Below are 11309 nucleotides of genomic sequence, written 5' to 3' on the forward strand. Positions count from 1 at the left end.
GCCTTGAAAACGAGGCTAAAGGGACTGTGCCGGGCCGCCAGCCTTCGAACTGCCATCTTCCTGCGCCAGCTTAATGGTTGAAAAAGGATTACGGCATAGTTTGCCCGTGATAGTCATCTCGAAGCGGCCGCCAAGAGCCGTAGGGGTACGAGGCGTCGGCGAAAGTGCTCCCTGACGGAGATTGGAAGCATGTTTTCCCGATTCTATGACCGGACTATCGTCCGCGTCCTCACCATGACGATCGCCCTCGTGGGCGTCCTCATCTTCTCGACCTCCGCGTCGCGGGCCCAGGAATATACCGCCCAGGAGATCATCGATTCCGGCCACAAGTTCTTCGGCGCGACGTCGGGCGGCCTCGCCACCGTGGTCGAAAAGATTTTCGCGTCCTACGGCCTGCCCAACGGCTATCTGCTCGGGGAAGAAGGATCCGGCGCGCTGATCGGCGGCCTGACCTACGGCGAGGGCACTCTCTACACCAAGAATGCCGGCGACCATAAGGTGTTCTGGCAAGGCCCGTCGCTCGGCTGGGATTTCGGCGGCGAAGGGTCGCGCGTGATGATGCTGGTCTACAATCTGGACGACATCAGCAGCCTCTATAACCGCTTTGGCGGTGTTGCCGGTTCCGCCTATGTCGTGGCCGGCGTCGGCTTCAACGTGCTGCAGAGCAACAGGGTGCTCATCGTTCCGATCCGTACCGGCGTCGGCGCCCGGCTCGGCGTCAATCTCGGCTATCTGAAGCTTACCGAGCGGGCGACCTGGAATCCGTTCTGAGCGGACAGGATTGTCACAACCGCTCGGATAAGCCTGATCGCGCCGTGGCAAGCTCTTGCCGCGGCGCTGGATTTCCGCCATGCCAAGGTGGCACAGTCGGGCATTGGCGGGTTGCCGCCTCGCATACGGATTAGTCCATCTTGGTCCAGTCGGTCCTGTTCTTCGCACTCGGCTTCCTCTGCGCCGTCTTCCTGGTGTCGCTGATCGCGCCGGCCGTCTGGCGGCGGGCCGTCGTCTTGACGCGCAGGCGCCTCGAAGCCTCGATGCCGCTGACACCTGCCGAGATCCTGGCGGAGAAGGACCGGGTTCGCGCCGAATTCGCCATGACCACGCGCCGGCTCGAGATGAACATCAAGAGCCTCAAGGAGAAGGCGGCCGAGCAACTGGTCGAGATCGGCCGCGGCCGCGAGGCGCTGAAGGGGTTGACGGTCGAAACGAAGGACAAGAACCAGGCCCTTTCCGATCTGCAGGCAAAGAACGCCGAGCTCAGGCAACGCGAGGAGGAACTGCACAAGGTGTCGGAAAAGCTGGCGCAAACGGAGCGCTCGCTTGAGAAGCGCGCGCTGGAGCTGCAAAAGCTGGAGCAGATGTATGACGACGCCAGCTTCGCTTCCAGCAACCGCCAGATCGAGCTCGTGGCCCGCGAATCGGAACTGGACAAGCTCGCCAACGACATCGCGGTGCTGCGCAGCCAGCGCAAGGAAGCGGAAAGGCGCAATCAGGAAGCCGCCATGGAAGGCAAAGCGGCGAGAGACGCGCTCAAGTTGGAAAAGAAGCGGGCAGCCGAGCTGGACAAGAAGGTCGAACGGCTGCTCGCGACGCTTGCCGACCGCGAGGAAAAGCTCGACCGGCGCGAGAAGGAGCTTGCCCGGATGCGCGAACGCCCAAAGCAGGCCCCCGCGGCAAACGGTGGAACGCACGATGCCGGCGAGGTCGAAGGCATCGACAAGGCTATCGCCAGGCTCGAGGGCGATCGGGAGCGGCTGGAGTCGAGGCTGACGGCGCTGGCGCGTGAGAACAAGCGGCTCAAGACCGATCTCGCCGCGCTTGAAACGGCAAGGCCCGAACAGGCAGGCGACGCGCGCCGCGCCGGTGCGGCGCTTCGCGAGCAGATGAATGAACTGGCGGCTGAGGTCGTCAACCTGACGATGAAGCTGGACGGGCCGGATTCGCCCATTGCCAAAGCCTTGGCGACTCCTCGCGACGGGCGGCAGGGCGCCGGCGAACGCGGCATCAGCCTCGCGGACCGCGTGAGGGCTCTGCAGAAGGCCAGCACGACCAACTGATCCTGGCAGTCGGCCAAGCGGCGCTCCCCCAGGTTGAGCGGCTATCGTTTCGAGAAGTGATGCAGGGCAATGGCCGAAGCGGCAGCGACGTTCAGGCTGTCGAAACCATCCGCCATGCCGATCCGTACAGTCCGCAGCCGGTTGAGCAGAGCTTCGGGCAGGCCTTCGCCTTCGGTGCCGAGATAGAGCGCCAGCCGAGGCGTTCTTTCCGCCGCGCGAATGTCGGTTTCGCCGCGCGGCGAGAGCGCGAACTGGGTGAAGCCAAGCCGGTCGAGCGTTGCGATCAAGCTCGTAGTGTCGCCGAAGGACGCGAAGGCAACCTTCAGCGCCGCCCCGACCGAAACGCGGATCGCCTTGCGATAGAGCGGATCGCAGCAGGTTGGATCGAGAAGCACGGCATCCGCGCCAAAGGCCGCGGCGTTGCGGAAGATCGAGCCCATATTGTCGTGATTGGATATGCCGACCAGAACGACGACCAGCGCGCTTGCGGGCAAGGCTTCGAGCAAAGCCTGCGCCGGCTGAGGAGCACCCCGAACGCCGATCGCCAATATGCCGCGGTGCATGTGGAAGCCGGCGATACGGTCCATGACCTCGCCGCTGGCGACATAGACCGGAAAGCCGGCCGGCGCCTTGCTCAGGACGCCTTCCAGGCCGGCCAACCTGTTTTCGAGAATGAGGGCCGACTCAGCGGCGAAGCGCCCGGTCGACAAAAGAAGATCCAGCACCACCTTGCCCTCGGCGACGAAGCGCCCGTGGCGACCGATGAGATCGCGCTCGCGGATATCGAGATAGGCAGCGACACGCGGATCCTGCGGGTCGCCGATGGGAATGAGGTTCATGCAGATATCGCCGGCAAGATTGTCAGCGAGGTAAGGAGCTTTGGATAGGGCGGGTCAAGACCCGGCGCGGCGCATCTTATAGGCCATCTGGGACAGGTCGCCGTCGCCGAAAATGCCTTCCAGCATGCGAAGCAGCTCGCGCACGGCGTCGGACTTGCAGGAATAGTAGATCATCTGGCGATCGCGACGCGTCTCGACGAGATCGAGCGCTCTCAGCTTGGCCAGATGCTGCGACAGAGCGGACTGGCTCAGCTGAACTTTTTCGGCGATGGCACCGACCGACATTTCGCCGTCGATCAGGTAGCTCACGATCAGCAGCCGCTTTTCATTGCCCATGAGCATCAGAAACGCTGCAGCCGATTCGGCATTGGCGACTAGCTTGCTCGAGATCATAGATCCCCCATGTTTTCTGGCTCATCCAGTCACCATGGGGGCAATGGTGGCTGATTCCACAATGTTCAGGTCAGGAAGCGCCGCTGAATCAGCGCTACAACGAAAGGTAGATCATTTTATCTAAATCTCAAGAGTTGCTTTTGAGCTGAGGCGATTAACTTTCGTTGCCGTGTCTAGCCGGCGGCGCGTCCAGCCTTTGCCATCTCGATCAGAACGGCCCGCAACTCGCGGGCAGCGGTGAGAGGCTGCGGAAAGAAGACCCTGCAGGCGCCATCCGCAGAAGCCAGGTCCATGCCGTCCGGATCGAAACCCGTCGCAATCCAGCCATCGCCTTCGGCTCGGCCGAAATGGTGGGCATAAATGGCAATCGCATCGCGATGGTCGGCGTTCATGTGGTCAAGCGCGGACTGCTCGCCAGCCGCGAGCTCCTCGACGACCGGGCCGCTGGTGATCAGGTCGGCGCGATCGAGAAGATAGGCCTTGCCGAAGCCGCCATTCAGGCTGGCGCGTTCGGGCTCGAGCCGGAATATCGAGAAGTCGCCAAGCCCGGCATAGAGCTTCGCTTTCGGGTTGCTGTTGAGGTAGCGCCGTTCGGCGCGAAGGTGCTCGGCCGATCCACGGTCCAGCCGCAGCGCCTGGCACGCCAGCGTTATACGCGGGTGCGCGAGCGGATCCCCCTTGCCGGGTTCGCCAAGCAGAAGCGAGCAGCGCGGATCGGCGAGAAGCGCGCCGGTATGCGCGGCCAGCATCGAGACGAGGATGAGCGGCGCGCCGTCTATGTCGGTCGCCGTGCCGACCCGACTTGCCAGCGGCGCGCCCGTGCCAGGCTCGATCACCGCCAGCGCGCCAAATCGGGCCGAGCGGATCAGCGTCTTCGCCAGCCTGACGGCCTCGGCATCGGTCTCGCGGATGACATCCTTCCTGGTCTCGGTCAAAGCGCTCACCTTTTTGGTCGAAACACTTTCAGGATAAGTTGATTTCTGTTCTCCGGTTATCGGTCAAACAGGCCGGACATGACAAGGGCTTCGATTTCACTTTCGTCCATGCCGAAGCGTGCCAGCACGCTTGCCGGCTGACGGTCTGCAGCGGTTGGCGCCGCGGCAAGGGTCTGGGAGGCCTGCGAGAAACGTGGCGAAGGGGCAGGACGCTCGAACCGGTCGGACCTCACGAAGCTTTGCCTTGCGCGATTGTGAGAGTTACCCCTGGCCTCGGTCAGGGAAAGAACCGGCGCGACGCAGGCATCGGTCGCGGCGAAGACGTCGGCCCATTCGTCGCGCGTCTTCTCTCCGATCCTGTCGGCTATGGCGGCGCGCATCTCGGGCCACAATGTCCTGTCATATTGGCTGCCGACAAAGCGCTGGTCGAGCGGCAGCAGCCTGGCGAATTCGGCAAAAAAATGGGGCTCCAGGCAGCCGATGGCGACATGCCGGCCGTCCGCGGTTTCATAGGCGTCGTAGAAGGGCGCGCCGGAATCGAGCAGGTTATCGCCGCGACTGTCGCTCCACAGACCCGCCGCCATGTAGGCGTGGATCGGAGCCGCCAGCATTGATGCGCCCTCGACCATCGCAGCATCGATCACCTGGCCCTTGCCGGTGCGCGAGCGCTGGAAGAGAGCGGCCAGCACGCCGGCGATCAACATCATGGCGCCACCACCCTGGTCGGCGACGAGATTGAGCGGTGGCACGGGCGGGGCTCCCTGCCTGCCGATGGCATGCAGCAGGCCGGCATAGGCGAGGTAGGTAATGTCATGGCCGGCGCGACGCGAGAGCGGTCCACCCTGGCCGAAGCCCGTCAGGCGGCCATAGATCAGCGCCGGATTGCGTTCGAGCACGACGTCGGGTCCGAGGCCCAGCCGTTCCATGACGCCGGGGCGGAAGCCCTCGACGAGGATGTCGGCCTTTTCCGCAAGGCGCAGCAGAAGCTCCGCGCCATCCGGACGCTTCAGGTCGAGCTCGAGGATGGAGCGGCCGTGACGATCGAGGTCGTATGCTTCCGGCAAGGGCAGGGGCGGCTCCTTCGCGTCCGCCCGTTCGATGCGCAGCACGTCGGCGCCCATTTCCGACAGCATCAGGGCGGCGAGCGGCACCGGGCCGAGGCCCGCCATCTCGATTACCTTGAGACCCGCCAGCGGTCCTGCCTTGACGGGGGAGGCGCCTGTCCGCGACGTGGTCATTCCCTTCTATTTCGGCGCCATGCGGATGGCGCCGTCGAGGCGGATCGTCTCGCCGTTCAGCATCTGGTTCTCGATAATGTGGAGCGCAAGCGCCGCATATTCCGAAGGCTCGCCGAGGCGGGGCGGGAAGGGCACCGAGGCGCCAAGCGAATCCTGCACCTCCTGCGGCATGCCGGCCATCATCGGCGTCTTGAAGATGCCCGGGGCAATGGTGCAGACGCGAATGCCGGACCGGGCGAGATCGCGCGCCACCGGCAGCGTCATGCCGACCACGCCGCCCTTGGAGGCCGAATAAGCGGCCTGGCCGATCTGGCCGTCATAGGCCGCGACCGACGCCGTGTTGACGATGACGCCGCGCTCGCCGCCGGCGAGCGGATCGAGTTTCGCCGCGCGGTCGGCGACAAGGCGGATCATGTTGAAGGTGCCGATCAGGTTGATCTCGATCACCTTGCGGTACTGGTCGAGCGGGTGCGGACCGTCCTTGCCCACCGTCTTCACGCCGATGGCAATGCCGGCGCAATTGACCAGAATGCGCGGCTCGCCGAGTTCCTTCGCAACCTCGGCGATCGCGGCGGTGCCGCTGTCGCCGCTGCTGACATCGCACTGAACGGCGATGCCGCCGATGTCGGCCGCCACCTTCGCCGCGCGGTCAACGCCGACATCGAGTATCGCAACCTTGGCGCCCCTGGCGGCAAGGGCGCGCGCCGTCGCCTCGCCGAGGCCAGACCCGCCGCCGGTGACGATCGCGATCTGGCCGTTCGGGTTCATGCGGGCGTCCTCCCAAAATTCGGATCATGCTACGAAGCACGCTGCTGGGGCGCAACCTGAATGACCGGATCGATCGAGACTTGCGGACTAGCCGGCGCCCTGACCGCGGCCGGGGCGAGGTCCGCGACCCGCGCCGTATCCGCATGGCAGACCTCACCGACGAAGCGGGCCACGGCGCCCGGCTTGATTTCATGGTGAAGCAGCCGGTCGAGATCGACGGGGCGAGGCATGGTGATCTGGCCGCGCGGAAACCGCTTGAAGCCGAGCGGCCCGTAGTAAGGCTCGTCGCCGACCAGCATCACGGCCGGCGCTCCGGCCTTCGCGGCGGCCTCGAGCGCGATGGCGACCAGCCTGCGGCCGATGCCGAGGTTCTTGAAGGCGGGGCGTACGGCAAGCGGGCCGAGCATCATGGCGCGGCCGGCGCCGGCGGCGACGCGCGTCATGCGCACCGAGGCGATCACCGTGCCATCCTCGATGGCGACAAAGGACATCGAGCGGTCATGTCCGCCGGCTTCGCGGATCTTGTAGGCGGCAAGCACAAAACGGCCGGGCCCGAAGGCCTCGTCGTTGATGGCTTCAATTTCAGCATCGTGCGCCGGGGTTTCCGGCAGGTATTTCACGTCGGCAAGGCTCATGGTCTTTGCGTTCCGGTATACGAGGAAGGTTTGCTGCAAGCGGCAGCGTTCGCCAGTCAGCGCTTCATCAAGCGCGGGCGTCCTTTCGTCGTCGGTCGAACCGGATCGAGGCAAAGTCGAACATGAGCGCCTCCGCTAGCACCAATTTTGTTCGCCTGCAATCGGCGCTTTTGACCTTTTTTTTCCGCCGCTTGACAATCTGGTTTCGTCGTTTGACGAACTGTTCAGCGCCAGAGGGTTTCGACATTTTGGCAACGCGCCTAAATCTTCTTAGGACTTAGGACGCGCAGGAGATTTCGCATGGGATTGCTGATTGAAGGCAAATGGCAGGACCTGTCGCGCGTTACCGACAGCAGCGGCAGGTTTGTACGGAAGGAATCACTGTGGCGCGACTGGGTGACGCGCGACGGCGCGCCGGCGGAGGGCGCCAAGCGCGGCTTCAAGGCAGAGCCTGGCCGCTATCATCTTTACGTTTCGCTCGCCTGCCCATGGGCGCACCGGACGCTGATTTTCCGTGCCTTGAAGAAGCTGGAAGGCATCATCTCCGTTTCGGTGGTGCATCATTTCATGGGCGAGAACGGCTGGACATTCAAGGCAGAAGACGGCGCCACCGGCGATACGCTCTACGGCCTCGATTACCTTCACCAGATCTATGCCAAGGCCGATCCCGCCTATTCGGGCCGAGTGACGGTGCCAGTGCTGTGGGACAAGAAACAGGGAACCATCGTCAACAACGAGTCTTCCGAGATCATCCGGATGTTCAATTCCGCTTTCGACGAGTGGGGCGATGCGAACCTCGACTTCTATCCGAAGGCAATGCGTCCCGAGATCGACAAGATCAACGCGCTCGTCTATCCGGCGATCAACAACGGCGTTTATCGCACCGGCTTCGCCACCACGCAGGAGGCCTATGAGGAGGCGTTCGGCGAATTGTTCGCGGCGCTTGATGCAATCGAGGAGCGGCTGTCGAAGCAGCGCTATCTGGTCGGCGAGCGCATCACCGAGGCCGACTGGCGGCTTTTCACCACGCTGGTGCGTTTCGATCCGGTCTATGTCGGCCACTTCAAATGCAATCTGCGCCGTATCGCCGACTATCCGAACCTGTCGAACTATCTGCGCGACCTCTACCAGGTGCCCGGCGTCTCAGGCACGGTGAACCTGCACCACATCAAGTCGCACTATTACGGCAGCCACAAATCGATCAATCCGACCGGAATCATCCCCGTGGGGCCGGAGCTCGACTATGCCGCGCCGCACGATCGCGGCAGGTTCAGGAAGGCGGCGTAGCTACCAATGAGGCGATGGGGGCTCATCGCCGAAAATCTCCCCAATGCGCCGCAGTGTCGCCGGAGTGGTACTATCCGGCAGACAATCTAGCGGAAAGAATCCCGCCTCGGCGATCTCATGGTCAGGCAGCTTCGGCACGGTCTGGCTGAAGGCCTCGACCAGATAGAGCCCGACATGGTCACGGCGGCTGGAGCGGCGGTTGAAATGCATCGATTTCAACACCGGCGGGGCCGTCAGCGCGATGTTGCCCTCCTCGGCCAGTTCGCGTGCCAGCGCCTCAAGGAGCGTCTCGCCACTCTCGACGCCGCCGCCTGGCAGTTGCCAGCCCGGGACATAGGTATGGCGAATGAGGAAGACGGAGTTGGAGGCTCGGTCATAAATCAGGCCGCGCACGCCAAGCGTCATCGGGCGGCGCAGCAGGAAATAGAAATGAAACAGCCTTGCCCGCAGCCCCGGCCAGCCGGTCTGGCGGAACACCTCTTCCGGGTCGGGCGAGCCGGTCATCCGGCAATCGCCAAGCGAACAGCAAACGGTGAGTGGAAAGCCTGCGCTGCCTCGCTTAAGAAGGGACTATGTTCAGGCTCGCGCATATTTCCGATGTCCATCTGGGGCCGCTGCCCGATGTAACCTATCGCGACCTCGCATCCAAGCGCGTGCTGGGTTACGTCAATTGGCAGCGCAACCGCCGCCGGCATATGCATGATGCGGTCATCGACACGATCGTGGCCGACATCAAGGCCAACGCGCCCGATCATCTCGCCGTCACCGGCGATCTCGTCAACCTGGCGCTCGACGGCGAGATCGAGATGGCGAAGCACTGGCTGGAAACGCTTGGCCCTCCGGACGACGTGTCCGTGGTGCCAGGCAATCACGATGCCTATGTGCCGGGCGCCTTCGACAAGGTTTGTCGGTCCTGGGCGCCGTGGATGACGGGCGACGGCGTCAACAGTCCGGTCGACCGCAATTCCTTTCCCTATCTGCGCGTGCGCGGCAACGTCGCGCTGATCGGCGTCACGACGGCGCGAGCCACGGCGCCCTTCATGGCCAACGGCTTCTTCATGGAGGGCCAAGCGGAGCGGCTCGGCAAGATCCTGGACGCCATGGCCAAGCAGGGGCTGTTTCGCGCCATCATGATCCACCATCCGCCGGTGCGCGGCGCGGTCTCGCAGCATAAGCGGCTCTTCGGCATCGCGCGCTTCCACAAGGTCGTTCGCCGGCATGGCGCCGAGCTCGTCCTGCACGGTCACTCGCACCTGCCGTCGCTGTTCACCATCGGCCCGCGCGGCGCCAAGGTGCCGGTGGTCGGCGTGGCCGCCGCCGGCCAGGCGCCCGGCGGCAAGCACCCGGCGGCGCAATACAATCTGTTCGAAATCGATGGCGAAAAAGGTGATTGGGGCATCCGCCTGACGCGGCGCGGCCTGACCGGGCCGGCATTGCCGCCGTCGGATCTTCAGGTGATCGAATTGGGCGCCGGCATAGCGGCGGCGCGTGAACTGGAGCCTGTTCCATCCCGATGAAATCGGGACGGGGCTCTGTCTGTTTGTTCGAGCATGATCTTTTCCGAAAACACTTTTCGGGGTCATGCCCGCGTCAGAAGCTGATCTTCATCTGGGCGATGCGATCCCAGAAAAGCACGAGCGATACCGCCAGGCCCACCAGCGCGCCGGCGGCGATCAAGCCGAGGCCGGCGAAGAAGGTCGTCCAGCCGTTGCGGCGCGTTGCGGATTGCAAGGGTGGCTCTGCTTCCTGGACATCGGCACGATGCAGGCCAGGCACGGCGCTCTCGACCGCACCTTCCATCATCCGCTGCCGCTCGACGACACGCTCGGCCACGTAACGCGTGACGGCATCCGCAACGAGCTTCATATCGGTCGATTCAGCCAGCACGACGCGGCCGATGCGCGTGTCCTTGAGGAAGCGGTAGGTGCGGCGGTCGCGCCCCATGGCGACGTGGCTGACGGCATCGATCCACAGTCGCGGCTGCAGGCCCGACGAGACGGCGAAGTCGAAATTGTCCATGTCGGTCGGCACACCGGCGAAGACGGGGGCGAGTTCGGCGGCCATCAAGTCGAGCCGCATGCGGTGCGCCTCGCGCATGTCGACCACCACGTCGTCGCGGTCGGCGAAGGCGTTCTTGACGTCACGGATGGCATCCGCCAGCTTTTGCGACGGTTCGATCGGGGTGATTTTGTCGCCTGCATCCATCATGGCGGCTGCCTCACTGTTGGTTAACAGCGAGTTAACACAGTCGCCGGCAAAATGCACTGCGAGATGGGGCTCAGCTCGCTTCCGCGCCGAATGCGGGCCGCGGGCGTCTGCCGCGGCGCCGCGTGTTGCGGCGCACGACCTCTGCAATCAGGTCAGGAGCTTCCTCGACCAGCATATGGCCTGCTTTCAACACGTGATGCAGGCGGAAATGCGCCGGCAGGCCTTCGGCCTGGTCGACGGGCAGGACGGGATCGTCCGTTCCCCAAACCACCATCACCGGCATGCCCAAGGTCTCCAGCCGTTCGCCCGGTATGACACCTTGCCGGTCGTCCTTGGTCATCATGGCTGCCGTATCGACAAGGATCTGCAACTGGCCTGGCCTTTGACGCATGCGGAAAAGCGCCTCCACCACGTGTCCGGGCGGCAAGCTCCCCGACCCCGACATGGCGGCAAGACAAGCATGAATCTCGTTCCTGTCGGCTGCGGCGGCATAGCGGCGCAGCAGCGGACCGTTGATTTCGGGTCCGAAGCCGCCGGGCGCCAGCAAGGTCAGCGAGGCAACCCTTTCGGGTTCGGCCAGCGCCATCAACGTTGCGATCGCACCGCCCATGGAATGGCCAACGAGGTGGACCTTGCCCAGCCGGCGATCAGAAAGATCCGCGAGGATGGCCCGTGCTGCCGGCTTGGCGCCGCCATTTCCGTCGCACTCCAACGAGTTTCCATGGCCCGGCAGGTCGTAAGCCAGCACCCTAACACCCGGCAGCAATGCGGAAATCACGTCGCGCCATATCTCATGGCAACTGCCGAAGCCGTGCAGCAAGACGATCGTCCTCGAGCCTGCACCGTGCTCGGCGGCATTAAGGGATGGGAGCATGAAATTTATCGGCTGCGAAGCAAAACAAGCGGGTTATTCCAAATGGTGGCTGCATTGCTCCCCGGCCGAGTCGAT

Annotated in this window: 13 protein-coding genes; 4 read left to right on the top strand and 9 right to left on the bottom strand. The window is 64.0% G+C overall.

The window, feature by feature from the left end; all coding sequences use genetic code 11:
- The first annotated feature begins 189 nt into the window (after window positions 1–189).
- Window positions 190–771, top strand: coding sequence for an EipA family protein (locus EJ070_RS16350; protein WP_126092290.1), 582 nt, complete (start codon window positions 190–192; stop codon window positions 769–771).
- Between the two features lie 140 nt (window positions 772–911).
- Window positions 912–2057 (top strand): hypothetical protein, encoded by a 1146-nt coding sequence (locus EJ070_RS16355; RefSeq protein ID WP_126092291.1) that lies wholly within the window; start codon window positions 912–914, stop codon window positions 2055–2057.
- A gap of 41 nt (window positions 2058–2098) precedes the next feature.
- On the opposite strand, the gene EJ070_RS16360 is transcribed toward EJ070_RS16355, so the two are convergent.
- The 6 genes from EJ070_RS16360 to EJ070_RS16385 form a co-directional block, all read right to left on the bottom strand.
- Complete coding sequence (locus EJ070_RS16360) at window positions 2099–2896, bottom strand: RNA methyltransferase (RefSeq protein WP_126092292.1); 798 nt, start codon at window positions 2894–2896, stop codon at window positions 2099–2101.
- 54 nt (window positions 2897–2950) lie between these two features.
- On the bottom strand, window positions 2951–3289 hold the full coding sequence (locus EJ070_RS16365; RefSeq protein ID WP_126092293.1) for a metalloregulator ArsR/SmtB family transcription factor: 339 nt from the start codon (window positions 3287–3289) through the stop codon (window positions 2951–2953).
- 173 nt (window positions 3290–3462) lie between these two features.
- The gene (locus EJ070_RS16370; RefSeq protein ID WP_126092294.1) at window positions 3463–4224 is read right to left on the bottom strand and encodes a HugZ family protein; all 762 of its coding nucleotides are present in this window, start codon (window positions 4222–4224) and stop codon (window positions 3463–3465) included.
- Between the two features lie 56 nt (window positions 4225–4280).
- Window positions 4281–5462: a CaiB/BaiF CoA-transferase family protein gene (locus EJ070_RS16375; protein ID WP_126092295.1), complete on the bottom strand. Its 1182-nt coding sequence runs from the start codon at window positions 5460–5462 to the stop codon at window positions 4281–4283.
- Between the two features lie 6 nt (window positions 5463–5468).
- On the bottom strand, window positions 5469–6230 hold the full coding sequence (locus EJ070_RS16380; RefSeq protein ID WP_126092296.1) for a 3-hydroxyacyl-CoA dehydrogenase: 762 nt from the start codon (window positions 6228–6230) through the stop codon (window positions 5469–5471).
- A 29-nt stretch (window positions 6231–6259) separates the two neighbouring features.
- Window positions 6260–6865 (bottom strand): N-acetyltransferase, encoded by a 606-nt coding sequence (locus EJ070_RS16385; RefSeq protein ID WP_126092297.1) that lies wholly within the window; start codon window positions 6863–6865, stop codon window positions 6260–6262.
- A gap of 300 nt (window positions 6866–7165) precedes the next feature.
- Here EJ070_RS16385 and EJ070_RS16390 point away from each other — a divergent pair, with 300 nt between their 5' ends.
- Window positions 7166–8152 (top strand): glutathione S-transferase family protein, encoded by a 987-nt coding sequence (locus tag EJ070_RS16390; protein ID WP_126092298.1) that lies wholly within the window; start codon window positions 7166–7168, stop codon window positions 8150–8152.
- On the opposite strand, the gene EJ070_RS16395 is transcribed toward EJ070_RS16390, so the two are convergent.
- Window positions 8153–8656: an NUDIX domain-containing protein gene (locus tag EJ070_RS16395; RefSeq protein WP_126092299.1), complete on the bottom strand. Its 504-nt coding sequence runs from the start codon at window positions 8654–8656 to the stop codon at window positions 8153–8155.
- Window positions 8657–8724: 68 nt separating this feature from the next.
- On the opposite strand from EJ070_RS16395, the gene EJ070_RS16400 reads away from it, so the two are divergent.
- The gene (locus tag EJ070_RS16400; protein WP_126092300.1) at window positions 8725–9669 is read left to right on the top strand and encodes a metallophosphoesterase; all 945 of its coding nucleotides are present in this window, start codon (window positions 8725–8727) and stop codon (window positions 9667–9669) included.
- A gap of 73 nt (window positions 9670–9742) precedes the next feature.
- Here the strand turns inward: EJ070_RS16400 and EJ070_RS16405 are convergent, their stop codons facing one another.
- Window positions 9743–10360, bottom strand: coding sequence for a hypothetical protein (locus EJ070_RS16405; RefSeq protein ID WP_126092301.1), 618 nt, complete (start codon window positions 10358–10360; stop codon window positions 9743–9745).
- A gap of 70 nt (window positions 10361–10430) precedes the next feature.
- Complete coding sequence (locus EJ070_RS16410; RefSeq protein WP_126092302.1) at window positions 10431–11234, bottom strand: alpha/beta fold hydrolase; 804 nt, start codon at window positions 11232–11234, stop codon at window positions 10431–10433.
- Window positions 11235–11309 lie beyond the last annotated feature (75 nt).

Origin of the sequence: Mesorhizobium sp. M1E.F.Ca.ET.045.02.1.1 (genome assembly GCF_003952485.1) — a bacterium.
GTDB lineage: Bacteria > Pseudomonadota > Alphaproteobacteria > Rhizobiales > Rhizobiaceae > Mesorhizobium.

Coding starts and splice junctions, on each gene's coding strand:
- EJ070_RS16350 (WP_126092290.1), top strand. CDS start 190: ATGTTTTCCCGATTCTATGACCGGACTATCGTCCGCGTCCTCACCATG.
- EJ070_RS16360 (WP_126092292.1), bottom strand. CDS start 2,896: ATGAACCTCATTCCCATCGGCGACCCGCAGGATCCGCGTGTCGCTGCC.
- EJ070_RS16365 (WP_126092293.1), bottom strand. CDS start 3,289: ATGATCTCGAGCAAGCTAGTCGCCAATGCCGAATCGGCTGCAGCGTTT.
- EJ070_RS16375 (WP_126092295.1), bottom strand. CDS start 5,462: ATGACCACGTCGCGGACAGGCGCCTCCCCCGTCAAGGCAGGACCGCTG.
- EJ070_RS16380 (WP_126092296.1), bottom strand. CDS start 6,230: ATGAACCCGAACGGCCAGATCGCGATCGTCACCGGCGGCGGGTCTGGC.
- EJ070_RS16385 (WP_126092297.1), bottom strand. CDS start 6,865: ATGAGCCTTGCCGACGTGAAATACCTGCCGGAAACCCCGGCGCACGAT.
- EJ070_RS16390 (WP_126092298.1), top strand. CDS start 7,166: ATGGGATTGCTGATTGAAGGCAAATGGCAGGACCTGTCGCGCGTTACC.
- EJ070_RS16395 (WP_126092299.1), bottom strand. CDS start 8,656: ATGACCGGCTCGCCCGACCCGGAAGAGGTGTTCCGCCAGACCGGCTGG.
- EJ070_RS16400 (WP_126092300.1), top strand. CDS start 8,725: ATGTTCAGGCTCGCGCATATTTCCGATGTCCATCTGGGGCCGCTGCCC.
- EJ070_RS16405 (WP_126092301.1), bottom strand. CDS start 10,360: ATGATGGATGCAGGCGACAAAATCACCCCGATCGAACCGTCGCAAAAG.
- EJ070_RS16410 (WP_126092302.1), bottom strand. CDS start 11,234: ATGCTCCCATCCCTTAATGCCGCCGAGCACGGTGCAGGCTCGAGGACG.